This is a genomic window from Variovorax sp. VNK109 (assembly GCF_049445855.1).
Classification (GTDB): Bacteria; Pseudomonadota; Gammaproteobacteria; order Burkholderiales; family Burkholderiaceae_C; genus JAGOCV01.
Genome location: NZ_JBMSDV010000003.1, coordinates 616,262 through 641,964, shown reverse-complemented (window position 1 = coordinate 641,964; position 25,703 = coordinate 616,262). Strand labels below are relative to the sequence as shown.

Below are 25,703 nucleotides of genomic sequence, written 5' to 3'. Positions count from 1 at the left end.
CAGATTGTGGCATCCCGGACAATAGACCCATGTCGGACGCTACCCATTTGTTGATTCCGGGCGCCGGGCTGCCCCCGCTGCAGGCGGACGGCCCGCCGGGCTACCAGCCGCCCCCGTCTTCTGCCCGCCAGCGACCGGACCTGCCCAATCTCGCCGGATTGCTGCGCGAAATGCAGCCCGTGGACGAGACACGCGCCGCCACGGACACGCCGTCCCTTCCCTACGAACTGGTGCTGGCCCGGTTGCTCGGCCTGCCCGCCGAACCCGGCCGCGTGCCGTGGGCCGCCTTCGAGACGCGTACCTTCGGAACGCCCTGCGGCTGGGTCAAGCCGTGCCACTTGCAGGTCGGCACCGACCAGGTGCTGCTGGGCGATCCGGCGTTGCTCGCGTTGAGCGACGACGACTCGCGCGCACTGATGGAGGCCGCGCGCCCCTACTTCGCGGAAGACGGCATCCAGCTCGCCTGGTACCCCGCCGGCTGGCTGGCCACCGGCGAGCCGCTGCGCGACCTGCCCGCCTGGTCCATGGACCGGCTGATCGGCCGCAACATCACGCCCGAACTGCTGCAGGAAGCGGCCCGAACGCCCAACGCCTTCGCCTCCAAGCTGCGCCGCCTGCAGAACGAAATGCAGATGCTGTTCTACACACATCCGGTGAACGACGCGCGCATGCAGCGCCGCCAGCCGCTGGTCAATTCGTTCTGGCTCACCGGCGTCGGCGTGCTGGACGGGCTGCCTGCACCGCAACCGCACGTCGTTGTGGAGAACGGCCTCTACGCCAGCGCCCTCGCGCTGGACGAAGCTGCCCATGCGAAAGCCTGGCAAGCCGTGGACGCAGGCAGCGTCGCGAAGCTGCTGGCCGACTTGCGTGCCGGCAAGGACATCCGCCTCACCCTGGCCGGCGAACGCCGCGCCGTCACCTACGCACCCACCAAGGCTTCACTGCTGAAGCGCATCACCGCCGTTTTTGGTGGCAAGCCCTCGCTCGCCGTGCTGGACGACCTATGAAGAAAAGCTGTCGATGAAAGTCACCATCCGGGACATTCCCCCCCGCGCCGCCTGGGCACTGGAGCAAGCCGGCGTGCACCCGCTGCTGGCGCGCCTGTTTGCCGCGCGCGGCATTACCTCGCAAAAAGACCTGGACGACAACCTCGCCCGCCTGCTGCCACCGCCCGCGCTGCTCGGCACGCAGGCCGCAGCGACGCTGCTGGCCGATGCCATCACCGCCGACAAGTCGCTGTGCATCGTGGCCGACTATGACTGCGACGGCGCGACCGCCTGCGCCGTCGCCATCCGCGGCCTGAAGCTGCTCGGCGCGAAGCGCGTGCAATACATCGTGCCCGACCGCGTGGTGGACGGCTACGGCCTCACGCCCCCCATTTCTGAGCGCGTGAAGAACGCCGGCGCCGACGTGCTCATCACCGTGGACAACGGCATCGCGAGCGTCGACGGCGTGGCCGCCGCGCGCACGCTCGGCCTGCAGGTGCTGGTGACCGACCACCATCTGCCCGCCACCGTCAACGGCAGCATCGTGCTGCCCGAGGCCGATGTGCTGGTCAACCCCAACCAGCCCGCGTGCAGCTTCGGCAGCAAATGCATCGCCGGTGTCGGCGTGATGTTCTACGTGCTGCTCGCGCTGCGCGCGGAACTGCGCCAGCGCGGCGCGTTCGACGCGGCGAACCAGCCGAAGCTCGACACACTGCTGCCGCTCGTCGCACTCGGCACCGTGGCCGACGTGGTGAAGCTCGACGCCAACAACCGCCGCCTCGTCGCGCAAGGCCTGCGCCGCATCCGCGCGGGTGCCATGCCTGTGGGCCTGGCCGCGCTGTTCACCGCCGCAGGCCGCAAGCCCGACGCGGCCACCACCTTCGACTTCGGCTTCGCGCTCGGCCCGCGCATCAACGCAGCAGGACGCCTATCGGACATGACGCTCGGCATCGAATGCCTGATCACCGACGACGCCGCGCGCGCCGATGAACTTGCGCGCTTGCTCGACAACATCAACAAGGAACGCCGCGATATCGAAGGCGGCATGCGCGAGCAGGCGCTGGAGATCGCCGAATCACTCTTCGACGAAGACGAAACGCCGCCGCCCGCCATCTGCGTCTTCGACCCGGACTTCCACGAAGGCGTCATCGGCATCGTCGCCGGCCGCATCAAGGACAAACTGCATCGCCCCACCTTCGTCTTCGCCGCCAGCCAGGCGCCAGGCAAGGAACACGAGCTCAAAGGCTCGGGCCGCTCCATCCCGGGCTTTCACCTGCGCGACGCGCTCGACCTCGTCGCCAAACGCCACCCCGGCGTGCTGCAACGCTTCGGCGGCCACGCCATGGCGGCCGGCTGCACGCTGCTCGAAGAAGACCTCGACACCTTCGAGAACGCATTCACGCAAGTGGCGCAGGAATGGCTCGACGCCGCCACCCTGACCCGCCGTCTCGATACGGATGGCCCGCTAGCCCCCGAATACCGCAGGGTCGAACTGGTCGACACGCTGCATAAGGAAGTCTGGGGCCAGGGCTTCGCGCCGCCCGTGTTCAGCGAAGAAGTGGAAATCGTCTCGCAACGCATCGTCGGCGAGAAGCACCTCGCGCTGAAGATGAAGCACCAGGGTCAGCCGGTGGACGGCATCTGGTTCGGGCATACCGAACCGTTGCCGAACAAGGTGACGCTGGCGTTCCGGCTGGATGCGGATGAGTGGCAGGGCGTCCGACGGGTGAGGTTCCTCGTCGAGGGTGCTTCAATCTGAATTCAGTGGAATGCCTTGCATCGCATCGCTGACCGCTTGCGCAATGGCATCCAACACATGAGGCTGGACTCGGTCGGCAAATCGCTTCCGACGATTCGCCGACAACACGCCTCCATTCTGGAAAATCGTCACGATCAGGGTTGTCAGGTCGCTACTGCGCAAATCATATTGATCATTGATGAAGCGTGCCACCTTGTCATAGAGACCGAGAAAATCCACCTCCTGGCGCAAATGGGTTGATAGCGCCGCATCCGCCATGTCCAACCCGAATTCGGTACACGCCGTCAGGTCCATGTAGCGAAACCAGGTGTCGGCGCCTTCAACCCAGTCGTAGGTGTAGTGTTCGTCGCCCGCCCAGCCCACGTTGCACAGTTCGCGAGCGGGTCTGCTGAAGGATGTCAGCGCCTGAAGATACTCCGCTTCATGCTTCTTCATCGCTACCGAAATCGGCAACAAGAACTGTGGCGGCAAGCGACCTGACTGGCCCAAGCAATGATGGATCAAGAAGCGCGACAAGCGGCCATTGCCATCCATGAATGGATGAATAAACACGAATGCAAACGACACAACGGCAGCATGGATCAGAGGATCGACACTCGATGGCCGCTGATTCCCGAACTCCATGAGCCTGCTCATCAGATCGGCTGCGAATTCAGGTTCCGGAGGCACGTAAGTCACACCCGCGGCACCCGGCACATCTTTTTGCAGACGGTTCTGCTCGACCCGGAATTGCACCGCCTTGTCGAACGGGTTGGTGACGACTGCGTTCTGCAATTCGACCAGATAGGCTTCAGTCAAAGGCTTTTGCTCATGCGCTCTGCGCAGCAATCCCGCGAAGAGCGCAGCCTTGTCGTGACTGGGCGCTTCTCCTTCAATGGCAAACGATCCTTCCGTTTCGCTCAGATAGGCCCAGGACAGTGCACGCTCGAGCATGGCTCGACCAACATCATCTGCAAACGCCTGCGCCTGACCCAGGATGTCCCGCTGCAGCATCTCGGCCAGCCTCTGGGTCCGTCGAACCATGGGACAGAATGAAAGATCGCCCAACCCATTGAATTCGATGCGCCATCGTGCATCGCGGCGCCCTTCGCCGACGATATGGGTCTCCGGTTCGAAGAAGGGTACATAGGAAGCAGCCACGGAAAGATCGTCCAGGCCCGGCAACCGTTGGCGATGCAAGCCCTCCCACAAATGGCCAAGTTTGCGGGAATAGGCGCTATTGGGCGCCGATCGCACGAGGTTTACCAGATCGACGGGTGAGATTCGACGCAGTGCCGCAACCAGCAGGTTGAGCCGGACACCCTCGTGCTTGAGCGCAAACATTGCGTGCTGCAAGAACTCCGGGGCCGGAGCAAGTTTGCCGGGCACCAGCAACGCACCTTCAGGAAGTCGCTCAATGCGCTGAACGGGACCAACTCTTGCTTGCTGCGCCCCTAGAAAGTCGGGTGCGCCCAGGGCATTCTGGATCCATGCGTAGCCCACAGCACTCATGAGGTCACACCCTTCTTGCCAAGGAAAATCTTCAGAAGACGGGAATTATCTTCAAATTCCCGTCTTCCATTGATTTTTTTATCAGAATTCAGGATTTCAAAGCTGCGACAGGCCCTCCAAGAGCTCTTTCCAGCCGAATGGCAAAAGTCGTCGCTGGCACTACCTTGAGCTGATCTTCAGTTACGGCATGAAGCGTCATGGAGTGATCAGGCTGTCAATGGAACGATGGAAAGAGAACTCTCGGCCTCAGACGTTGAACAGGAAGTTCAACACGTCCCCATCCTTGACAACGTATTCCTTGCCTTCACTGCGCATCTTCCCCGCATCCTTCGCGCCACTCTCGCCCTTGAAGGCAATGTAGTCGTCGAAGCCGATGGTCTGGGCGCGGATGAAGCCGCGTTCGAAGTCGCCGTGGATGACGCCTGCAGCCTTGGGCGCCGTGTCGCCGATGTGGATGGTCCAGGCGCGCACTTCCTTCACGCCGGCAGTGAAGTAGGTCTGCAGGCCCAGCAGCTTGAAGCCGGCACGGATGAGGCGATTCAGGCCCGGTTCGTCCTGGCCGATTTCCTTGAGGAATTCGAGGCGGTCGGCATCGTCCATTTCCGACAGTTCCGCTTCGATCTTGGCGCAGATGGCGACGACGGGCGCGTTCTGCGCGGCGGCGAATTCGTTCAGGCGGTCGAGCAGCGGGTTGTTCTCGAAGCCGTCTTCGGCCACGTTGCCCACGAACATGGCGGGCTTGGCGGTGATGAGGCACAGGGGCTTGAGCAGCGCCTGCTCTTCGTCGGTCAGGCTGAGCGAGCGCGCGGGCTTGCCTTCGTTCAGCGCCGCCTGAACCTTGGCGCAGATCTGCACGAGCTTGGCGGCGTCCTTGTCGTTGCCGCTCTTGGCGGCCTTGGTGTAGCGCTGCAGGCTCTTCTCGACGGTGCCCAGGTCGGCCAGGCACAGCTCGGTCTGGATGACTTCGATGTCGGCGATCGGGTCGACCTTGCCGGCCACGTGGATGATGTTCGAGTCCTCGAAGCAGCGCACCACGTTGACGATGGCGTCCGTCTCGCGGATGTGCGCGAGGAACTGGTTGCCCAGGCCTTCGCCCTGGCTGGCGCCGGCCACGAGGCCCGCGATGTCCACGAACTCGACGATGGCGGGGACGATGCGCTCGGGCTTGACGATGTCAGCGAGCTGGCCCAGGCGCGGGTCCGGCACTTCGACGATGCCCACGTTGGGCTCGATGGTGCAGAACGGATAGTTCTCGGCGGCGATGCCGGATTTCGTCAGCGCGTTGAACAGGGTGGACTTGCCGACGTTGGGCAGGCCGACGATGCCGCATTTGAGGCTCATGGGCTGGGCTTTCTTGGGATTCGGGGAAAGCCGCAGATTTTACCGGCCCGGGTGCACCGGGCCGGGCGGAGGCTGCTTGCCCTTACTCGAACACGTAATCCGCCGTCACCGGCTGGCCCACACGCAGCACATATTCCAGCCCCGCCACGGGAATGCAGTTCATCCCGAAGGTGATGGCACCGTTCATCTTCGGGTCGGGCCGGTAGGTCTGCAGCGTGTCGTTCACCTCGGGGGTGGACTCGGCTGTCTCGGGGTTGATGTTGGGAATCGGGCAGCGCTGGCAGGGCTTCACCGGTTTGAGTTGCGCCAGGCCTTCGCTGGTGACGATGTCCAGCACGTCCAGCCGGTCTTCGTCGTGCGCCTCCACACCGCCCAGCACGACATTGGGCCGGAAGCGCTCCAGACCCACGGCCATGTGACCGGCGGCAGCCAGTTTCTCGTTGAGTTGCTGTACAGACGCCTCGCTGGTCACGAGCACGGGGTAACCATCGCTGAACTGGTTGAGTGCCTCGACGTCACCCGTCCACTTCCTGCTGGAAAGGCGTCGGAAATCGGGGTTGAAGCGCACGAGGCGCAGCTTCTGCCCGAGGAAGTCGGTGAACCACTGCGCAGCCACGTCGCCCATGTCGTAGGCGTCGACCACATCGTCCCACACGCGCACCCGCACCGGCTCTTCCACCTCGTTGAGCGAGATGTGCAGCGCCAGCATGCCGGGCGCGCGCAGGATCATGTCGAAGTGCTTGAGTTGCGGCTTGATGAGCGCCATGCGCGGCAACTCGCGCTGCGAGACGAACTCGCCCTCCGCGTCCACCACCATCCAGTTGCGGTCGAACTCGAGACCGGTTTCGGTGAGGATGGCCTCCTTCACTTCCACGCCCGCGCAGGATTTGACGGGGTAGATGAAGAGGCGGGCAATGGTGCCGGAAACATCACTCACTTGAACAGTCCTTTCAGCTTTTCCCTGGCTTTTTCGCGCAGCTTGTCCTTGGCATCGGCGCTGTCCTTGGCGCCGAGTTTCTCGGTGATCTTGTCCTTGAGCGCATCTTTCGCCGCTGCGCTCGCGACGGCCGACCACTGTACCTTGTATTGCATAGCATCCAGCGGCCCGTAGAGATGCACCGGAAGGCGGATGCCGTCCAGCGCCGCAAGTTCAGCCCCGCCCTGCCCCTTGGAGGTATCGGTCACGGTGACGAAGGTCGTGTAGTCGAGGGTGCCGGCGCCGATGTCGATGGCGCCCTCGCCCGCCACACGCAGGTAGGGGCTCTTGGCCTGCAGGTCCTTGTTGCGCGCGACGCCGTTGGCGATGTCGAAGCTGGCCGTCACCTCGGAGAAGTCTGTCTTATCGGTGCCCTTGGCTTTCTGCACATCGTCGGTCTTCATCTGCAACGCGGCCTTGGCCTGGCGGCCGAGCGCGGCCAGGTTGAAGCCCTTTACCGCGCCGTCGCGCAGCGCCACATTCGCCGTTCCCGCCAGCGCGGACTTGAGCGCGTTCACCGAGCGGCCAGCCGTGTTCACGTTCACCGTGAGGTTGCCCGCGCCTTCCACCGTGTCACGCCCGGCCAGGTCTTTCAATGCCTGCTCGACACGGATGCCGCTGGCCTGCGCCGACAGCGCAATGCGCTGCGTCGTCTCTTTCAGCGGGGCCTGCACCTGCGCATTGCCCTGCACCTTGCCGCCCCACACGCTGGTGGAAAACGGCTGCGCATGCAGCGTCTGCCCGTCCCCCTTGAGCGCGACGCGCACGTCGCTGAAGGTGATGCGGTTGGCGATGAGTTTGCCGATACCGGCATCGACGCTGCCCTTCAGTGCGCGCACTGCGCTCAGGTCCACCGGCGTGTCGCCCTTGTCCGGCCCGACGACGACCTTGTCCACGCTCCCCGCGGGCAACGGTGCTGGCGCGGCGGCGCGCATCTTGTCCACATCCAGCGCAGCCATCTGCAGCTTTGCCTGCACCGTGCCGCTTTCCTGCGCATAGCTGCCGCTCGTGGACACCGGGCCATCGATGCCCGCACCACGCAACTGGCCCGCCAGGTCCCAGGTGACACGGCGCGCTGCAACCGATGTCTTGCCGGTCAGCGCGATGGCCTGTTCACCCAGATCGAGATCGAGCGAAATCTTCGGCAGGTCTGCCGTCAAGCCGGCGTTGCCGGATGGCGTGGTCACCCCCATCGCAGCGTCGAGCGTCTCCGCGCCCAGCTTGAACTTGACCGGCAAGCCCGCCAGCCGGCCCTCGTAGCCAGCCTGCGTGTTCTTCAGCACCAGCTTCAGCGGCTGGCCGGCGGCCTGTTCGTAGCTGAACCGGGTGGAAAAGTCCAGCTCACCGCGCACCTCGGGCTCCACCATGGCGAGGTTGAGTTTCATGTCCAGCGGGCTTTCGACGCCGGGGGCGATGCGGCCCGTCCTGAACCCGGTCAGTTCGACCGTGCCGTTCACCTTGGCCAGGCTGTCCTTCACGCGCAGTTGCACGTCGTGCAGCTCGACGGCCGCCACATCGATTGTCGAGAGCCCCGGCGATTGATCTTCGCTGCTTCGCGGCTGCGACGCGTCTTCGGCCGGTTTGCCGGCGGTGAGCAGGTCGTCGATGTTGGTACGGCCCTGCGCGTCGCGCTCGTAGGCCAGTCGCACGCCGCGCGCGCTGACGCGGCTCACCTCGGCGCGACCCTGGAGCAGTGGCATGAATTCGAGGGAGAACTCTGCCGACTCCACCTGCGCGAACAGGTCGGCGCGTCCACGCTCGCTCAGGCTCGCGCCGTCCACCTTGATGCCCACACGCGGGAACACGGTGAGCGACAGCGGGCCCTGGATGTCCAGCGTGCGGCTGTAGTGCTGCTTGGCCCAGGCGGCGGCGAGGGGCTTGTATTTGTTCACGTCGAACGTGGCAACGAAGATGGCCATCGCCACGATGATCAGCACGACAAGGCCGGCGATCCCGAACAGCACCCACAGGACGATGCGGCGCGCGGGCTTCGGGGAAACGCGGGAAGGTGACGACGGGGAGGCGGATGAGGTCATCCGTGGATTTTGCCCCGCTCCTACAATGGCCCTCATGCCCCTTCCTGTAGACATTTGTATCCGCGGTGCCGGCATCGTCGGACGCACATTGGCCCTGTTGCTTGCCCGTGAAAAGCTGCGCGTGGCGCTGGTCGAGCAAGCGCCGGCAACAGCCAGCGGCCACAGCGATGTGCGGGCCTACGCGCTCAACGCCGCGTCGCGCAAACTCATCGAAAGCCTGCGCGCCTGGCCTGACGAAAACCAGGCAACCCCGGTCGTCGACATGGAAGTGAGCAGCGCCGAGGGCGCGACGGTGCATTTCCATGCGCGCGACGAAAAGGCCGACGCGCTCACGTGGATCGTCGACGTGCCCGCGCTCGAATCGAAGCTCGCCGAAGCCATCCGCTACCAGCCGCAGATCGAGGTGGTGGCCGAGCCGGTGCGCGCCGCGCTCACCGTGGTGTGCGAGGGCAAGTCCAGCCGCACACGCGACGAGTTCGGCGTGGACTTCGAGGTCACCCCCTACGCCCAACACGCCATCGCCACGCGGCTGGAGTGTGAAAAACCGCACGGCCAGGTGGCACGGCAGTGGTTCGCGGGTGGAACGATCCTGGCTTTTCTGCCTTTGGGTGGGCCGCAAGGGAACTCGGTCGCCGTTGTCTGGTCAGTGGAAAAGGAACGCGTGCCGGAATTGCTGGCATTGGAGCCTGCCGCATTCGCGGCAGAGTTGCACGCAGCCAGCCATGGCGAACTCGGTGCGCTGGAGTTGTCAGGTGAACGGGTCGCGTGGCCGCTTCAACTGGCGATGGCCAGCCGCTGGACAGGGCGCAATGCGCAGGGCTCGTGGGCGCTGGCCGGCGACGCGGCGCACAACGTGCATCCGCTGGCAGGCCAGGGCCTGAACCTCGGGCTGGCCGACGTGGCGGAACTCACGCGGGTACTGCGTGAAAGGGCTTACTGGCGCAGCCCGGGCGACGAACGGCTGCTGCGGCAGTATGCGCGGGCCCGGCGTGCGGATACGCTTGCCATGGGCCTCGCAACCGACGGTTTGCAGCAGGTGTTTGCGCGGCAGGACGGCATGTTGCCGGCCCTGCGGAGTTGGGGAATGAAGGGCTTTGACCACAGCGGCTGGATCAAGGCATGGGTAGCGAAGCAGGCCATGGGCCTGCGCTGAAACGACGGAATCGACTGGACCATGATGATTTTCAAACGACTGATGCTGGCCCTGGCCGCAGCCACCGGACTGGCCATGGCCACCGGCGCCCTGGCCGACGAAGCCGCCATCCGAAAGAACCTGGCGGAGCGCCTGCCCCGCCTGCCGGCCATCGAGGAAGTGACGGCCTCGCCCGTGCCCGGGCTGTACGAGATCCGCGTCAACGGCTCGGAAATCTTCTACACCGACGCCCAGGGCAACTTCCTCATCCAGGGCAACGTGATCGACACCAAGGCGCAACGTGACCTGACGGAAGAACGCATCGCCAGGCTCACCGCCGTGGCCTTCGACGCGCTTCCCATCAAGGATTCCTTCACCATCGTGCGCGGCAACGGCAAGCGCAAGGTGGCTGTGTTCGAAGACCCGAACTGTGGTTACTGCAAGCGCTTCGAACGTGACCTGCAGAACGTGGACAACGTCACCATCCACATGTTCCTCTACCCCATCCTCGGCCAGGATTCCGCCGACAAGTCGCGCGCCATCTGGTGCGCGAAGGACAAGGCCAAGGTCTGGCAGGACTACATGGTGCGGGACACCGCCATTCCCCAAGGCGCCAACTGCGACGTGAGCGCACTCGCGCGCAATGTGGAATTCGGTCGCAAGTACAAGATCACCGGCACGCCCACGCTGATCTTTGCCGACGGTGCGCGCGTGCCGGGCGCCATCAGCTCCGCACAGGTCGAGCAGTTGCTGAGCGCTGCGAGCAAGTAAGCACCAAGGCAATCACGCAAGCAATTGCGGCAATAATCGCCACGTGACGTCGGCAAACAGCAGCAAGAAGTCTTCCAGCAAACCTGCCGGCCGCAAGGTCGCGCCGAAGCCGGCGCGCAAGCCGGTCGGCAAGACCGTGGCGCTGCACTACACGGTCGAAGTCGCCGACTTCCACGCCCACCTGCTCCAGGTGACGCTGCGCATTGCACAGCCCTCTGCCAGCCAGCGCGTCACGCTGCCGGTTTGGATTCCCGGCAGCTATCTGGTGCGCGAATTTTCGAAGAACCTGCAGGGCCTGCAGGCGAAGCAGGGGGCGCGCGCCGCCGAAGTCCACCAGCTCGACAAGCACCGCTGGCAGGTCGACTGTCATGCAGACAGCCCGCTGGAACTGCGCTGGCAGGTCTACGCCTACGACAATTCCGTCCGCGCCGCGTGGCTGGACGCTTCGCGTTGCTTCTTCAACAGCACCAGCGTGTGCCTGCAGGTGGAAGGCCAGGAGGAGGTCCCCCACCTGCTCGAGATGCCGGCACCGCGCAAGGCTTCGGCGGACGGCAGTCGCTGGCATCTGGCCACCGGCCTCACCCCGCAGAAGGTGGACGCGCAGGGCTTCGGCACCTATCTCGCCGCCAGCTACGATGAGCTTGCGGACTGCCCCGTGGAAATGGGCGCGTTCTGGAGCGGCGAATTCACCGCGTGCGGTGTGCCGCACCGCTTCGTGGTCGCAGGCGCAACCGGATCGTTCGATGGCGACCGGCTGCTGGCAGACGCCCAACGCATCTGCGAAGCGCAGATCACTTTCTGGCACGGCAAGCGCAAGCCGCCCATGCAGCGCTATGTCTTCATGCTCAACGCCGTGGACGACGGCTACGGCGGGCTCGAACACCGCAACAGCACCGCGCTGATCGCCACGCGGCGTGACCTGCCGCGCATCGGCGAAGCGCGAGCGAGCGACGGCTACGTGCAACTGCTCGGTCTCATCAGCCACGAGTACTTCCACACGTGGAACGTGAAGCGCCTGCGCCCCGCAGAGTTCACGCGCTATCGCTACGAAGCCGAGAACTACACGCAGCTGCTGTGGTTCTTCGAAGGCTTCACCAGCTACTACGACGACCTGTTCCTGCGCCGCACGAACCTGATCGACAGTACGGTCTATCTGAAGTTGCTCAACCGCACCATCAACCAGGTGCAGCAGACGCCGGGCCGCCTCGTGCAGTCCGTCGCGCAGGCGAGCTTCGACGCCTGGGTGAAGTACTACCGCCAGGACGAGAACACGCCCAACGCCACGGTGAGCTACTACACCAAGGGTTCGCTGGTGGCCTTGTGCTTCGACCTCACGCTGCGTGCCGAAGGCCGCACCACGCTGGACGACGTGATGCGCGCGCTATGGGAACGCTGCAGCGCCGGACCGATGAGCGAGGCGGATTTCGCAGCCGTGCTTGCCGCACTGGGCGGCCGCTCGTTCGCGAAGGAAATCGCCGAATGGGTGCATGGCACGGGCGACCTGCCACTGCGTGAACTGCTCGGCCAGCATGGCGCGCTGGTGCTCGACGAGCCCTCGCAGATGGCCCAGCGCCTGGGCCTGCGCGTGAGCGAGACCAGTGGTGTGCAGATCAAGAACGTGTTGCGCGGCGGTGCGGCAGAAGCCGCAGGTTTCGCCGCCGGCGACGAGTGGATCGGCATCGAACTGCCCGTGCGCAAGGGCAAGCCGCTGGAAAACTGGCGACTGATGAAGCTGGAAGAACTGACGCTCTACGCCGGCCAGCAACTGAAGATGACCGCCATCGTCTCGCGCGACCGCAGGCTGCTGCGCCTGCCGCTCACGCTGCCGAAGGAATCCACTACCTGGCGCATCGTCCCGCGTGATGCGGCGGCGGTGGATCGCTGGCTGGGCTGAGGCTTTTCTTCGTCCGGCCTTCGGCGCGGGCGTGTCCCCTTCAGCGCGCGCGCGTATCCAGCACGCGCCTGGCCTTGCCCGCACTGCGCTCCACACCGCCTTCCGGGCGCAACTCCACCAGCGCCGTCGTGCCGACATAAGCCTTGATGTCGTGCTGCAGCTGCACGGCGGCGCGGCGCGCCTCGGGCGTGTCCACATGGAGTCCAGGGCGGGTTTCCACCACGACGGCCAGTTCGTCCATCGGCCCGCTGCGCGAGAGCACGCACTGGTAATGCGGTGCAAGTGCAGCCTGCTTGAGGATGAGTTCCTCGATCTGCGTCGGGAACACATTGACGCCGCGCACGATCATCATGTCGTCGCTGCGGCCGGTGATTTTTTCCATGCGGCGCATCGTGCGTGCCGTGCCAGGCAGCAGGCGCGTGAGGTCGCGCGTGCGGTAACGGACGATGGGCAGCGCTTCCTTCGTGAGGCTGGTGAAGACGAGCTCGCCGAGTTCGCCGTCGGCCACGGGCTCTCCGGTGTCGGGGTTGATGATCTCGGGGTAGAAATGGTCTTCCCAGATCGTGGGGCCGTCCTTGGTCTCCACGCATTCGCTCGCGACGCCGGGGCCGATGACTTCCGACAGCCCGTAGATGTCCACCGCGTCGATGCCCATGCGCTTCTCGATGGCGGCACGCATGTCGTTGGTCCACGGCTCTGCGCCGAAGATGCCCAGCCGCAGGCTGCTCTCGCGCGGGTCGATGCCCTGCTTCTCGAACTCATCGGCAATGGCGAGCATGTAGCTCGGCGTCACCATGATGATGTCGGGCCGGAAGTCGTTGATCAGCTGCACCTGCCGTTCGGTCTGGCCGCCGCCGAAGGGCACCACGGTCAGGCCCAGCTTTTCCGCGCCGTAGTGCGCACCGAGGCCGCCGGTGAACAGGCCGTAGCCGTAGCTCACATGCACGATGTCGCCTGGCTTCGCACCGGCCGCGCGGATGCTTCGCGCCACGCACGCAGACCACATGTCCACGTCGTTGCGTGTGTAGCCCACCACCGTCGGCTTGCCGGTGGTGCCGCTGGACGCGTGGATGCGCACGCACTGCTCGCGAGGGACGGCGAACATGTTGTAAGGGTAGGCGTCGCGCAAGTCCTTCTTGGTGGTGAACGGGAACTTCGCGAGGTCTTCGAGCGACGTGAAATCGTCGGGATGCACGCCCGCCTCGTCGAATTTCGCGCGGTAAACAGGCGAGTTCCGGTACGCATGGCGCAAGGTCGATGCGAGCCGCTTGCGCTGCAGCGCGCGCAACTCGTCGGTGGACGCCTTCTCGATGGGGTCGAGCGCAAAGCCCGTCATGGATGTCGTCATGTCGTCCCCGCAATCACAGCGCCCTGGATCTGCGCGCTCTTGCCTCGCAGCACGGCCACCACGTCACCGACCTGGTTCGTCACCTTCATGTCGTAGATGCCGTGCCGGCCCTGCAGCACCTGCTCCGTCGCTTCACAGGTGAGCACATCGCCGAGCTGACCTGGCTTGAGGAATTCGATGCTGCCGCCCGAAGCCACCGTCGCCTTGTTGCGGCTGTTGCAGGCGAATGCGAAAGTGGAGTCGGCCAGCGTGAAGATGAAGCCGCCGTGGCAGATGCGATGGCCATTCAGATGCAGTTCCTTCACCGTCATCCGCATCACCGCACGGCCGGGCTCGCAACTCACGAGCTGCATGCCCATGGTGTCGCGCGACGCGACGTCGCCCGAGAACATCGTTTCGCCGACGCGGCGTGCGAGGCCAGCAGCACCGGTGTCCATCATTCGCCCCTGAACTGCGGCGTGCGCTTCTGCAGGAATGCAGTGACGCCTTCGATGTAGTCGTGCGTGCGCCCCAACGCGGATTGCATGTCGCGTTCGGCATCGAGCTGCTGGCCGAGCGTGCGCGTGTTGCTCTCGCGGAGCAACTGCCGCGTGGCGACGAGCGCCTTGGTCGGCATGACGGCGAGGCGCTGCGCCATGTCAATGGCGGCAGCGACGCAGTCGTCGGCGACGTCCCAGATCATCCCCCACTCCTTCGCTTGCGCAGCGGGCAGCTTGTCGCCTGTCATCGCAAGCGCCATCGCGCGTGGCAGCCCGAGGCGCTGCGCGAGAAACCAGCTGCCACCCGCATCGGGGATGAGGCCGATCTTGCTGAACGCCTGGATGAAATTCGCCGATGGCGATGCGATCGCGATGTCGCATGTCATCGCGAGCGAGGCCCCTGCACCGGCAGCCACACCGTTGACGGCCGCGATGGTGGGCATGCGAAGCCCCTGCAGCCGACGCACCGTCGGGTTGAACAGCTGGTCGATGATGGGACCCGGGTCGGCACGCTCCACGAGGTTCGGTCCGTCGGCGAAATCGAACTCGGAGAGGTCCGCCCCGGCGCAGAAACCACGGCCGGCCCCCGTGATCACCAGCGCGCGCACTTGCGCATTGGCCTCGGCGCGGTCGCACGCAGCGCGCAGATCCATGTGCATCTGCCGCGTGAAACTGTTGAGCGACTGCGGCCGGTTGAGCGTGGCAATGGCCACGGCCCCCTGCTCCGCGTAGGTCACGCTGGGTTCGGTCATGTTTTGTCTCCTGCGGGGAAATCTATCACCAAACGTCATTAACCGACCGCTTGGTCGGTTAATTTTCACCCCGTGTTTTCCCGCACCTGTGGCATTCTTGGGTTTGCTTCAACGGAGACTTTTTCAATGGCTTACGAACTCATCCTCACCCGCACCGAAGGCAAGGTCGGCATCGTCACGCTCAACCGTCCCAAGCAACTCAATGCGCTCAACAACGAATTGATGGACGAACTGGGCGCCGCGCTCAAGGCCTTCGACGCCGACGAGAACATCGGCTGCATGATCGTCACCGGAAGCGAGAAGGCGTTCGCCGCGGGGGCGGACATCGGCGCCATGGCCACCTACACGTTCTCCGATGTCTACAAGGGCGACTACATCACCCGCAACTGGGAAACCATCCGTTCCATCCGCAAGCCGGTGATCGCGGCGGTCAGCGGCTTCGCCCTGGGCGGTGGCTGCGAGCTGGCGATGATGTGCGACTTCATCATCGCAGCCGACAACGCGAAATTCGGCCAGCCCGAAGTGAAGCTCGGCATCATCCCCGGCGCGGGTGGCACGCAGCGCCTGCCGCGCGCGGTAGGCAAGTCCAAGGCCATGGATCTCGCACTCACCGGCCGCATGATGGACGCGACCGAAGCCGAGCGCTCGGGCCTGGTGAGCCGCGTCGTGCCGCTGGACAAGCTGATGGAAGAATCCCTCGGCGCGGCGCTCATGATCAGCGACTACTCGCAGCTCGCGGTGATGGCGGCCAAGGAGTCGGTGAACCGCTCGTTCGAAGGCACGTTGGCCGACGGCGTGATGTTCGAGCGCCGCATGTTCCACGCGATGTTTGCCACCGCCGACCAGAAGGAAGGCATGGACGCCTTCGTCAACAAGCGCAAGGCCAGTTTCGGCAACAAGTAGGGCGGATCAGCAAAGACGAAGTCATAGCTTCGGGCTCTAAGGCGGCAACAGACCGAGGCGACGCAGTTCGCCATCGATCGAGTCGCGCAACACGGGGTTCAACGGCCCCGAGCGCGGACCGGGTGTCCTCGCGAAGCGCGACACGAAACGCCAATGGTCCGCATACAACTCGAGCGTGCCCAGTGCATCGCCGTCGCGCAGGAGTTCGATGCGCATGGGCGGGGGCTGCGAACCGGCTGCCGAGCCGGAAGCATCCGGGCTCGCATCGGCCTGCGCCTGAACGGCTCGCAGCAGCAAGGCCAGATCCGGCGCGCTGTCACGCCCGACACGGATCGACGAAGCAGCGGGTGAGGCACTGCGCGGCGCGCGCGCGAAATTCCAGGCGTCGATCCACGACTGCGGCCCCGATTGCGGTGCGAAATTGCGCGCCAGTTCCTGGTCCGTCAAGGCCTGGCTACGACGTTCGGAAAGAGCGGCTGATGGCCTCGCCATGGCAGCAGGTGGTGGCGCAGGCGCGGCAGAAGCCATGGCCTGCGGCACGGGTGGAGCGGCTGGCGCAGGCGCAGGCGCAGGTGCAGGTACGGGTGCTGCAGCCGGCGGTTGCGGCTCAGCTTTCTGTTCCGCTTCGCGCTTCACCACACTGGCTTCTGCAGACTGCCTCTCCACAGCGCGCTTCGCTTTTTCAGCGGCAACCTGCGGCGCCGCGGAATCGACGCGTGCATCAGGAATTTCCTCGCCGTGCCACATGACGGTGATGAACCCGGCAACCAGCACCGTGGCGAATGCGGCGTTCCAAGGCGCGCGCCCACGGCCGCCCAGCAAGCGCTTCCACCACGGCAACGATGCGGCCGCGCCTGTGTTCGCAGTCGCACCGCCCTGCACGGCTTCGTGCGCAGCCCGCAGCACGGATGCGCGCACGGCGGCGTCGGGCGTCATGTGCACATCGGGCGCGTGGTCCAGCGCGCGGCGCAGCCGTGCGTCCCGCAGGTTGTCGCGTGGGTCGCTCATGTGCGGGGCTCCAGCACCACCAGATAGGCCTGCATGCATCCACGCAGCTTCTGCAGCGCGTAACGCAGACGACTCTTCGCGGTTTCGAAAGGCAGCGAAAGGCTCTGCGCCAGTTCTTCCACCGACGCGCCATCTTCGTGATGCAGCAGGAACGCAGCGCGCTGCGGCGCGGGCAATGCGTCCAGGCAATCGAGCAACTGCTGCCCCGCCGCGCGCCAGAACGCGGTGTCTTCGCTCGACGGATGCGCCATGTCCAGCGCTTCCTGCAGCCAGTCCATCGGGTCGCTGCCGTCGTCGGCCATTTCGATCTGCGTTTCGCGGCCGCTGGTGCGCAGGCGGTCGAGCGCAGCGTTGTGGGCGATGGTGAAGGCCCAGGTTTTCCACGACGCGCCGTCAGCAGTGAATCGCTCGCGCGCGGCAATGATGCGCATCCATGTGTCCTGGAACACCTCGTCGGCCTGCGCGGCCAGCGCATGGCCGAGCAACCGCCGCACGAAGCGCAGCAACGCGCCTTCGTGGCGGGCATAGAGCGCGTCGAACGCCGAAACGTCGCCGCGCGCGTAGGCAAGCATCAGTTCGTCGTCGGGCATCTCTGCGTGGGTGGGCATGCGGGGATTGTCACATCACCTTCCACGGGCCAAGACTGCGTTCGGGGTTAAGCCCAGGCAAAAAAATTTGTGCCTGTTAACCCCGCGTCGCGACGCCGACCGTGGAAGCAGCGTCACAACTTTTTGCGGAGCCCTCCATGACACGTCTCGCATCCAGCTTCTCTCCCCGCCTGCAACGCAGCCTGGCCGCACTCCTGTGCACGCAGATGCTGATGGCCTGTGCCCCGGCCGGCGCCCTGTCCATCGCACCTGTGCCGCAGGACGGCGCGCTGTGGCCGGAGCCGAGGCCGCTGCCCCACCCCATGCCACAACCGTATCCGCAGCCCGACCAGCAATATGGCACCTGGGCACCGCTGCGCGTGTCGCCCAACTTCCAGGCACCCAGCGCCAACACCTGCGCACGGCCGATCCAGACGCGTGAAGTGCCCGGCATCGCGCAGAACAGCCAGCGCGAGCATCGCCGCCATGGCGCACTCGCGTCCGAACTTGCGGCGTCGGGTGAAGCCGGTGACGCACGGCTGGAACGCTCTGCAGCCCCCACCGTCTCAAGGGCTGCTCCCGCAGCGCCGCCTGCACCCACCGCGTCTGCCGCGAAAGCCATGGCCGCCGAGAGCTCCGAACGCGAGCGCCGCGCCGACATTGCCGCCGACCGTGCCTGGGCCGAACCCGCGCCGCAGGCCGCACCCCATGCCTTCGTGCCGCAGCGCCCCCGCCCATCCATCGTCACTGCCGGCATGGTCGACGACAACGCCGCGTTCTCCGAATACCTGGCGTTCCGCAACCGCACACAGGTCACCCACCGCCCACGCGATGTGAGCGAGCGCTACCTGCTCGAAGTGAAGGACGCGCGCGGGCGCAACGTGCCCGACGCCGAAGTGCTGGTCCGCTCCCCGGGCGGCCAGGCCATGTGGGCCCGCACCGACGCCGCAGGTCGCGTCTGGCTGCACCCCAACGCATTCGACCCGGTCGCTTCGCAGGTGTATGAAGTGAGCGTGCGCAAACAGGGCCAGACGTCACGCAGCTACCTGCGGCGCGGCCAGAAGAGCGCGGTCGAGGTTCGTCTGGGCACGCAAGCCGTCGCCAGCCGCGCGCAGCTCGACCTGGTGTTCCTCATCGACGCCACCGGCTCCATGGCCGACGAGATCGACAAGCTCAAGGCCAGCCTGCGCAGCATCGCCGCCGAAGTGGCGCAACTGCCCAGCCGGCCCGACCTGTGCTTCGGCATGGTGGCCTACCGCGACAAGGGCGACCCGTTCGTGCTGCGCAGCCACGACTTCACCAATGACCTGAACGCGTTTCAGGGCGTCTTGAACAAGCTGCGCGCCGACGGCGGCGGCGACTACCCGGAAGCAATGAACGAAGCCCTGAACGAAGCCGTGCACAACCTCAACTGGCGCGGCAACGGCGCCACGCGCATGGTGGTGCTGCTGGCCGATGCGCCGCCGCACCTGGACTATGCCGGCCCGCAATACGACGACGACATGGTGGCGGCGCTGGGCAAGGGCATCAAGATCTTCAGCGTGGGCGCGAGCGGCCTGGACAAGCAGGGCGAATTCATCCAGCGGCAGATCGCCCAGTACACGGGCGGACGCTTCGTGTTCCTGACCTACGCCAACGCGGCCGTCCCGGCCAGCGGCCCCGGTCGCGAGACCGTGCACGACGTGAACAACTACTCGGTAGATACGCTGGACCGCCTGATCGTGCGGCTGGTCAGCGAGGAACTGGCCAGGCTGCCCGCTTCCTGAGAGCGGCCGGGGGCTCTGGACCCGGCGCCACGGGATTGGCTATAATCGCGGGCTCGGCGCTTTAGCTCAGTCGGTTAGAGCGATGGAATCATAATCCACAGGTCCGCGGTTCGAATCCGTGAAGCGCCACCAGATAAAGAAAGCCCGCTACCAAAAAGATAGCGGGCTTTTTTCTTTCCTTCGGCCCGAGTGGTATGCAAACGTTTCATTCGCCGCCGGATGCAAGCGCCGCTTGGCGACACACGTCCCGCGAGCACACTGGCTCGCTCCGACCATGCGAAGCCTCACATGCCCCCCAGCCCGTGCCACGATTCCGACCACCCCCGGCCGTCTCCGGCGTTCCGCATGACGCGACGCACGGGGTTGCTTGCAGCCGCGGGAGCGTTGCTCGCCGGCTGCTCCGGCACGCAGGCACTCAATGCGCTGGTGGCGCGTGACACCTACACCTCGCGCGGAGGCATTGCGTACGGAACGCATCCGCGCCAGAAGCTCGATGTCTACAAGCCGCTCGCGTCCGCCCATTCGACGGCGACCCCGCCGGTGGTGTTGTTCTTCTACGGTGGCAGCTGGACGCGCGGCGAGCGTGCCGACTACCGTTTTGTCGGCGAGTCGCTGGCGTCGCAGGGCGTCATCACCGTCGTGGCCGACTACCGGCTCAGCCCCGAGGTGCGCTGGCGCGAGATCGCGCAGGACAGCGCCCTGGCGGCGCGCTGGGTGTTCGACAACCTCAACGACATGAACGGCGACCCGAAGCGGGTGTTCGTCATGGGTCACAGTGCGGGGGGATGGAACGCGGCGATGTTGGCGCTGGATGCGCGCTGGCTGAATGCGCAGGGCCTGTCGCCCCGGCGTTTTGCGGGATGGATCGGTCTGGCCGGTGCGTACGACTTCCTGCCCATCGAGAACCCGGAAGCGCAGGTCGCTTTCAACTGGCCCGACACGCCGCCGGACAGCCAGCCGCTGCGTCATGTGAGCAAGGACAGTCCACCTGCATTGCTCATCGCTCCAGACAGCGACAAGCTCGTCAACCCCGAGCGCAACACCGAAGGCATGGCGCGCGCGTTGCGTGCGCAGGGCGTGCCTGTGACGGTGCATCGGCACTCGGCGATCAACCACGTCACGCTGGCAGGCTCGCTCGCGGGGCCGCTGCGCTGGCTGGCGCCGGTGCGGCGCGAGGTGCTGGACTTCATCGCAGCGCCCGCCGCGGCCGGCGCTGCCCGCTGATTCGAACGCCGCTCAGCGCCCCCATTGCGCGGCGGCTTCCACGCATTCGTGCAGCACCGACAAGTCGGACTCGCTGCAGTTGCTGATCCAGCGTTGTGCATTCTGCTGGCTGCCGAAGATCTCGCTCGCCATCCTGAGCATCGCGGCGATGCGGCCCTGGTTGCGCACCGGCAGCACGCCGGGCACGTCGTCGACGAAATTTTCAACGTTCATCAGAAGCATGGCGCAGCTCCCACTTCACGGGGTTGGAACAGGGTGGACTGCATCGACGGTTCGTCTTCATCCGCACCGAAGTCGGTCTGCGCCCAGGCATCCGCCACGTCGGAGCCGCAGGGGCCGGTGCTGAAGAACGAGGCGCCAGGCAACACATGTGACTCGATACGGATCTTGCCGAACGCGGGGTGGTCGGCGTTGATCAGCACCGTGCGCTGCTGCGTGGTGTAGGGCGACGTCACCCACAGCGTCAGCAGATGGCGTTCACGCATCAGTGCGCTCAGGTTCACGATGGGCAGGCGCACTTCACCGGGGGTGTAGAACGCGCGGCGCGTCTTGCCTTCGCCGGCCACGTTGAACTCGGCATGCAGCGTCGGGTCGGCCGGCAGGTCGAGGCTTTCGTGCACCAGACGCGCAGGCTCCACGCCTTGCGTGAGCTGGCTGAGTGAAAGCGCAGCCAGTTCCTCGGATTCATAGGCGTACAGCACGCGGTCGCCCACGTCGTGCCAGCGGCCTGCACGCAGCGCTGGTTCGGCACACACCTGTTGTGCAGGACGGGTTGCGGTGGCAAGGCGCCACACGCGGATGACATTGTCGATGTTGCTCATGCCCATACGGCCGCAGCCGCCTCCATGAAGTGCTGGTTGTTGACCTTGCTGCTGCGCGCACGGCGCAACAGGTAGCTGTTCAGGATCGGCAGCTCGAGCGCATCGCAGCGCCCGAGCCAGCGGCGCGCTTGCTCTTCACTGCCCAGCACTTCGCTGGCCAGGCCGCGCAGGCTGCCGTCGCGGCTGCCCTGGTGTGTCACGCGCACGCGGGGACGCAAGTCCGACGTCACGATGTGCGTCAGGGAAAGGATGGTCTCGATGTGTTTCATGTTGCTGCTGTCCTTGAAGAAAATTTGATCCGATTACCGCTGAAAGCCGGGTCTGCGCTCTCGTCGTTTCCGTTCTGCTCTGGATGGATGAACTTTAGAAGCGGATGCCTGTTTCAGGGGCGTTGGCAACACTTGTTCATGCTGTAGGCAACGATTGTTATCAACGTGGAAATGGTTGTTCATGATTCGACGCGTTCGCATCGCCTTACCACTGGAAACCGACGCCGACGCTCATGCCGAACTTGCCGCGCGAGTTGGCGCTGCCATTCAGTTTGGACACCCACTTGCCCGAGTCCGACACCATGGAGACGCCGACCGCGATGGCCGTCTCGCCGCCGTAGCTGGCTGCGCCTGCTGACACCATGCCCTTGCCCGGAACGGCAGACTGCGGCATGCCGGCCATGGCCATCGCGGCAGCAGTGCCGCTGTTGGCGTTCTTCTCGACACGCTGGATGCCTTGGGCCAGGTTGTTGATCTTGGCGTCGATGTTCTGCACGACAGCCTCGACGGTAGAAGCCTGAGCGGCGCGCAGCTGGCGCAGGTTGACGGCGTCGGTGTCCTGCGTGCCGCCAGCGACATTGGTGATCTGGCGTTCGGCGCCAGGAGCACCGACGGAGACCTCGGCCTGCGTCGAAACAATCGGGGTGCCGGAGATTGCTTCGGCTGTTCCGGTCACGGCGCCGCGGTTGGCGACGGAACCGGAGCCGAGAGCGACACCGGTTGCCGACTGCACCACAGCGCCGCTGCCGAGTGCGACACCGTTGGTAGCGCCCACAAAGACATTCGCGGCGTTGCCCATGGCGATGGAGCCCGCACCGCGTGCCAGGGACTGGTTGCCCAGCGCAACGGAACCGTCACCCACTGCCACGCTCAGGTTGCCCTGTGCAATGGCACCCGTCCCGGTGGCGGTGTTGTCGGCGCCAACGGCCACGGCACCCGTGCCGGTGGCGACGTTCGGATCGCCGATGGCAACCGCGCCGTTGCCGTTGGCGATGTTGGCAGCACCGATGGAGACGGCCATGCCGCCGGTGGCCACCGCCGAGTCGCCGATGGCGACGGAGCTGGCCGACTGCGCCATGGCGCCCGCGCCCATCGCCACGGCCTTGTCGCCGTTGGCCTGGGACATGGGACCGAATGCGAGGCTGTTTTCACCTGCAGCGACCGAGTCGCTCAGGCTCGAGTTGATGTTCATGTACATGTCATCGTCCATCACGTTGGTGATGTTGTTGATCGTGCTCGTGCCGCCATTGCCCGTCGCTGCCAGCGTGTTGATGCGGACCGTGTGGTGATCGACGCGGTTGCCCAGGTAGTTGATGGAGTTGCTCAGGCTGTCGAGCGCGGAAGCCACGCTGGTGAAGCTGGCCGTGCCCACATTGCCGTCGTTGTCGATCTGCGACAGCGTGAAGGACGGTGCGGAGACCACGCCACCTGCATTCAGTTGCATGCCACCGCCGATGTAGCCGAGGGCTTGCTGCAGTTGCGCGGCATTGATGGCTTCGGTCGGCGCGTAGCCGGCGGCCACGTTGCGCAGCGTGACGGGTGCGCCGGCAATGCCGAAGCTCACGCTGTTGCGATTGACGGACTGGTCGGCATTGAGGTCGTACGTCACCGCGCGGGCGACAAGGTTGTCCACCTGGTTGCCCACATTGCGCACCTGGCCCACCGTCGCGGCGTCGCTGTCGCCCACGCCATCTGCGACTTGCACGATGCGGCGCTTCTGGCTGTTCGAGCCCACGGACACCACGTCGGATTCACCGCCGTCGCTGGAGCCGGTACCGAGTGCCACCGAGTTCGTGCCGGTGCTGCTCGAGCCGTTGCCAAGCGCGACGCTGCCCTGGGCGGTCGCCGAGGAGCCGTAGCCCACCGAGGATGAGTTGGCGCCGCTGGCAACAGCCACGTTCGCACCGGCAGTGTTGTCGGACTGCGTGGCACCACCACCCGCGCCGGTGACGGCTGCGTTCAGCGCGGCGATGTCGGCCGTGTTGGTGGCGATCTGCGACGTGTTGGCCGCAACCTGCTGGTTCGTCGTGTACAGCTGGCCACCGGTCACGGCTTGCGTGCTGCCGGCGCTCAGGTTGCCAGCGGCCACGTTGGAGATCGTCGTGCCACCTGCGCCACCCAGGGTGATGGAGGACTTCGACACGTCGTCGTACTTCAGCGCACTGTTGCCGAGCGCCGAGATGGCGGCGGTATTGGCAGCGATGTCGGTCGTGTTGGTGCCGATGCTCGCGGTGTTCGTGGCAATGTCAGCCGTGTTCGTGGTGATCCTGTTGCCGTGGTCTGCGATGTCGGCCGTGTTGGCAGAGATCTGTGCGGTGTTGGCGGCGACTTGCTGGTTCGTGGCGAACAGCTGGCCGCCGTTCACGGCTTGTGTGCTGCCTGCGACCAGCGTGCCGGCGGCCACGCCGCTCAGCTGGCGTGCACCGGCCGTGCCGGTGAAGTCGACAGCCAGGCCACCGGTCAGCGCGCCGACCGTGATGTCCTGCGTTGCGCCAGCCTGGCGCACGAGACCGGCTGCGCCGCTGTTGACCTGCTGCGAGAGCGTGCTGATGTCGCTCGTGTTGACAGCGATGGCGGCGGTGTTCGTGGCCACTTGCTGGTTCGTCGTGAACAGCTGGCCACCGGTCACGGCTTGCGTGCTGCCGGCTGCCAGGTTGCCATCGGCGATGCCAGTCAGGCGACGCACACCGGCCGTGCCGGTGAAGTCGACGGCCAGGCCATCGGTCGCAGCGCCCACGGTCAGCGATTGACCGGCAGACAGCTGGCGCACCATGCCCGTGCCGCCGGCATTGAGTTGCTGCGTCAGGCTGCTGATGTTGTTGGTGTTGACAGTGATCGCGGCCGAATTGGTCGCGATGTCGGCGGTGTTGGTAGCCACTTGCTGGTTCGTGGCGAACAGCTGGCTGCCGTTCACGGCCTGCGTGCTGCCGACGGAAAGCGTGCCGGCTGCAACGTTGGCGATCGTCGTGCCGCTCGCGCCGCCCAGGGTGATGGTGCTCTTGCCGATGGTGTCGTACTTCACGGCGATGTTGTCCAGGCCCGAGATCAGCGACGCATTGGCCGACACACCGGCAGCCGCAGCGGAGATGTTCGCGGCGTTGGTGGAAATGTTGGCTGCGTTCGTGGCGATGTCCGCCGTGTTGATGGACACCTGCTGGTTGGTCGAGAACAGCTGGCCGCCATTCACGGCCTGTGTGCTGCCGACGCTCAGCGTGCCTGCGGCAACACCCGTCAGTTGGCGTGCGCCGTCCGTGCCTGCGAAATTGATGACCGTGCCGCCGGTGGCGCCGCCGATGTTGATGGTCCGGTTCAGATCGGCAGCCTGCTGCACGAGGCCGATGGTGCCCAGGTTCAGGCGCAGGTTCAGGTTGGCCAGGTCCGTCGTGTTGGTGCTCAGCGCCGTGTCCACGGCGGCGAACGCATTGCCGATGCCGGCTTGCGCGTGGCCCTGGATCAGGTAGCTCGGTAGCGTGAGACCGTTGGTCAGGTCGTACGCGGCGCCGCCGCCCAGGGCCGCCGTCAGCGAGGCGCCCAGGTTCAACTGACCTTGCTGCAAAACGTACAGCTGGCCGCCCGTCACCACGTCGTGCGAGCCCAGCGAGATGGTGCCGTCCGACACGTTGATGATGCGGCGCGTGGAGCCTGCAGCGCCGACGGACAGCACATTGGCCAGGCCGCCGTCGCTGGACCCCGAACCGATGGCGATGGAGCCGGCACCGGAGACACTGGCACCGTTGCCTAGCGCGATGCCGGACGTGCCCGTGGCGGAGACCAGTGAACCGAAGCCGACCGCCACGCTGGCCGTCGCGGCAGCGGTGGAGTTGCGCGACAGGGCCAGTGCATCCGCGCCGCTGGCAGTCACGTTGGCGCCGACGGCGATGGCGTTGGCACCGGAAGAGTTGGCAGGTGAGAACAGCGTGGCACCGATGGACACCGAACCGAGCCCGCCGAGCAGGCCGCCGACACCGAGCGACAGTTGTGCATGTGCGGCCAGCGGCAGGCCGGCAGCCAGCAGCAGCGCCACCATGGCAGAGCGGGCACGGCCCGATCCGGAGCTGCGGCCAGCGGATTCAGGAGCTGCGACCCAGGTGCCGCTGCGTTCGTTCCAAATTGATTTGTAGATCCGGTTCATCGTCATCCACCTAGTGGGTTAGTGCCTG

21 protein-coding genes and 1 tRNA gene are annotated in these 25,703 nt (G+C 65.7%); 9 read left to right on the top strand and 13 right to left on the bottom strand.

Annotation, left to right across the window (positions count from 1 at the left end):
- The first annotated feature begins 29 nt into the window (after positions 1-29).
- Together ACO2Q9_RS14045 and recJ are read left to right on the top strand one after the other, a co-directional pair.
- On the top strand, positions 30-1,007 hold the full coding sequence (locus ACO2Q9_RS14045; RefSeq protein WP_423312402.1) for a hypothetical protein: 978 nt from the start codon (positions 30-32) through the stop codon (positions 1,005-1,007).
- A 13-nt stretch (positions 1,008-1,020) separates the two neighbouring features.
- Positions 1,021-2,745, top strand: a complete 1,725-nt coding sequence (gene recJ / locus ACO2Q9_RS14040; RefSeq protein ID WP_423312400.1) for a single-stranded-DNA-specific exonuclease RecJ — start codon at positions 1,021-1,023, stop codon at positions 2,743-2,745.
- Here recJ and ACO2Q9_RS14035 read toward each other — a convergent pair.
- The 4 genes from ACO2Q9_RS14035 to ACO2Q9_RS14020 all read right to left on the bottom strand — a co-directional run bounded on the left by ACO2Q9_RS14035 (position 2,737) and on the right by ACO2Q9_RS14020 (position 8,589).
- On the bottom strand, positions 2,737-4,236 hold the full coding sequence (locus tag ACO2Q9_RS14035) for a Fic family protein (RefSeq protein ID WP_423312398.1): 1,500 nt from the start codon (positions 4,234-4,236) through the stop codon (positions 2,737-2,739). The two genes, recJ and ACO2Q9_RS14035, sit on opposite strands and share 9 nt — an antisense overlap.
- A gap of 246 nt (positions 4,237-4,482) precedes the next feature.
- On the bottom strand, positions 4,483-5,577 hold the full coding sequence (ychF, locus tag ACO2Q9_RS14030; RefSeq protein WP_423312396.1) for a redox-regulated ATPase YchF: 1,095 nt from the start codon (positions 5,575-5,577) through the stop codon (positions 4,483-4,485).
- An 82-nt stretch (positions 5,578-5,659) separates the two neighbouring features.
- A complete protein-coding gene (locus ACO2Q9_RS14025) occupies positions 5,660-6,514 on the bottom strand; it encodes an MOSC domain-containing protein (RefSeq protein WP_423312394.1) in 855 nt (284 codons plus the stop codon).
- A complete protein-coding gene (locus ACO2Q9_RS14020; protein ID WP_423312392.1) occupies positions 6,511-8,589 on the bottom strand; it encodes an AsmA family protein in 2,079 nt (692 codons plus the stop codon). Before ACO2Q9_RS14020 ends, ACO2Q9_RS14025 begins: the two co-directional genes overlap by 4 nt.
- A gap of 34 nt (positions 8,590-8,623) precedes the next feature.
- Here ACO2Q9_RS14020 and ACO2Q9_RS14015 point away from each other — a divergent pair, with 34 nt between their 5' ends.
- The 3 genes from ACO2Q9_RS14015 to ACO2Q9_RS14005 are packed head-to-tail and all read left to right on the top strand — an operon-like array spanning position 8,624 to position 12,386.
- Complete coding sequence (locus tag ACO2Q9_RS14015) at positions 8,624-9,742, top strand: FAD-dependent monooxygenase (RefSeq protein WP_423312390.1); 1,119 nt, start codon at positions 8,624-8,626, stop codon at positions 9,740-9,742.
- A 21-nt stretch (positions 9,743-9,763) separates the two neighbouring features.
- Complete coding sequence (locus ACO2Q9_RS14010; RefSeq protein ID WP_423312388.1) at positions 9,764-10,492, top strand: DsbC family protein; 729 nt, start codon at positions 9,764-9,766, stop codon at positions 10,490-10,492.
- 43 nt (positions 10,493-10,535) lie between these two features.
- On the top strand, positions 10,536-12,386 hold the full coding sequence (locus ACO2Q9_RS14005) for a M61 family metallopeptidase (protein WP_423312386.1): 1,851 nt from the start codon (positions 10,536-10,538) through the stop codon (positions 12,384-12,386).
- A gap of 40 nt (positions 12,387-12,426) precedes the next feature.
- Here ACO2Q9_RS14005 and paaK read toward each other — a convergent pair whose 3' ends face one another.
- The 3 genes from paaK to ACO2Q9_RS13990 are packed head-to-tail and all read right to left on the bottom strand — an operon-like array spanning position 12,427 to position 14,965.
- Complete coding sequence (paaK, locus tag ACO2Q9_RS14000) at positions 12,427-13,734, bottom strand: phenylacetate--CoA ligase PaaK (RefSeq protein WP_423312384.1); 1,308 nt, start codon at positions 13,732-13,734, stop codon at positions 12,427-12,429.
- Positions 13,731-14,174 (bottom strand): hydroxyphenylacetyl-CoA thioesterase PaaI, encoded by a 444-nt coding sequence (gene paaI, locus ACO2Q9_RS13995; RefSeq protein ID WP_423312382.1) that lies wholly within the window; start codon positions 14,172-14,174, stop codon positions 13,731-13,733. The genes paaK and paaI overlap by 4 nt, the downstream gene beginning before the upstream one ends.
- A complete protein-coding gene (locus tag ACO2Q9_RS13990) occupies positions 14,171-14,965 on the bottom strand; it encodes an enoyl-CoA hydratase-related protein (protein ID WP_423312380.1) in 795 nt (264 codons plus the stop codon). Before ACO2Q9_RS13990 ends, paaI begins: the two co-directional genes overlap by 4 nt.
- Before the next feature lie 126 nt (positions 14,966-15,091).
- Here ACO2Q9_RS13990 and ACO2Q9_RS13985 point away from each other — a divergent pair, with 126 nt between their 5' ends.
- Entirely contained in the window at positions 15,092-15,868 is a 777-nt protein-coding gene (locus tag ACO2Q9_RS13985; RefSeq protein ID WP_423312378.1) for an enoyl-CoA hydratase, read from the top strand.
- A gap of 36 nt (positions 15,869-15,904) precedes the next feature.
- Here the strand turns inward: ACO2Q9_RS13985 and ACO2Q9_RS13980 are convergent, their stop codons facing one another.
- Complete coding sequence (locus ACO2Q9_RS13980; protein WP_423312376.1) at positions 15,905-16,876, bottom strand: hypothetical protein; 972 nt, start codon at positions 16,874-16,876, stop codon at positions 15,905-15,907.
- Complete coding sequence (locus ACO2Q9_RS13975; protein WP_423312374.1) at positions 16,873-17,484, bottom strand: RNA polymerase sigma factor; 612 nt, start codon at positions 17,482-17,484, stop codon at positions 16,873-16,875. Before ACO2Q9_RS13975 ends, ACO2Q9_RS13980 begins: the two co-directional genes overlap by 4 nt.
- Positions 17,485-17,621: 137 nt before the next feature.
- Between ACO2Q9_RS13975 and ACO2Q9_RS13970 the strand changes: the two genes are divergently transcribed.
- The 3 genes from ACO2Q9_RS13970 (at position 17,622) to ACO2Q9_RS13960 (ending at position 20,453) form a co-directional block, all read left to right on the top strand.
- A complete protein-coding gene (locus ACO2Q9_RS13970) occupies positions 17,622-19,229 on the top strand; it encodes a vWA domain-containing protein (protein ID WP_423312372.1) in 1,608 nt (535 codons plus the stop codon).
- 55 nt (positions 19,230-19,284) lie between these two features.
- Positions 19,285-19,361, top strand: a tRNA-Met gene (locus tag ACO2Q9_RS13965).
- 213 nt (positions 19,362-19,574) lie between these two features.
- Positions 19,575-20,453 carry an alpha/beta hydrolase gene (locus ACO2Q9_RS13960; protein WP_423312370.1) on the top strand — a complete coding sequence of 293 codons (879 nt, stop codon included), beginning with the start codon at positions 19,575-19,577 and terminating at the stop codon, positions 20,451-20,453.
- 12 nt (positions 20,454-20,465) lie between these two features.
- Here the strand turns inward: ACO2Q9_RS13960 and ACO2Q9_RS13955 are convergent, their stop codons facing one another.
- The 4 genes from ACO2Q9_RS13955 to ACO2Q9_RS13940 all read right to left on the bottom strand — a co-directional run bounded on the left by ACO2Q9_RS13955 (position 20,466) and on the right by ACO2Q9_RS13940 (position 25,681).
- Positions 20,466-20,666, bottom strand: coding sequence for a hypothetical protein (locus ACO2Q9_RS13955; protein WP_423312368.1), 201 nt, complete (start codon positions 20,664-20,666; stop codon positions 20,466-20,468).
- A complete protein-coding gene (locus ACO2Q9_RS13950; RefSeq protein ID WP_423312366.1) occupies positions 20,666-21,274 on the bottom strand; it encodes an RES domain-containing protein in 609 nt (202 codons plus the stop codon). The genes ACO2Q9_RS13955 and ACO2Q9_RS13950 overlap by 1 nt, the downstream gene beginning before the upstream one ends.
- Positions 21,271-21,543, bottom strand: a complete 273-nt coding sequence (locus ACO2Q9_RS13945; RefSeq protein ID WP_423312365.1) for a hypothetical protein — start codon at positions 21,541-21,543, stop codon at positions 21,271-21,273. Before ACO2Q9_RS13945 ends, ACO2Q9_RS13950 begins: the two co-directional genes overlap by 4 nt.
- Positions 21,544-21,748: 205 nt before the next feature.
- Positions 21,749-25,681: a YadA-like family protein gene (locus tag ACO2Q9_RS13940; RefSeq protein WP_423312363.1), complete on the bottom strand. Its 3,933-nt coding sequence runs from the start codon at positions 25,679-25,681 to the stop codon at positions 21,749-21,751.
- Positions 25,682-25,703: the final 22 nt, after the last annotated feature.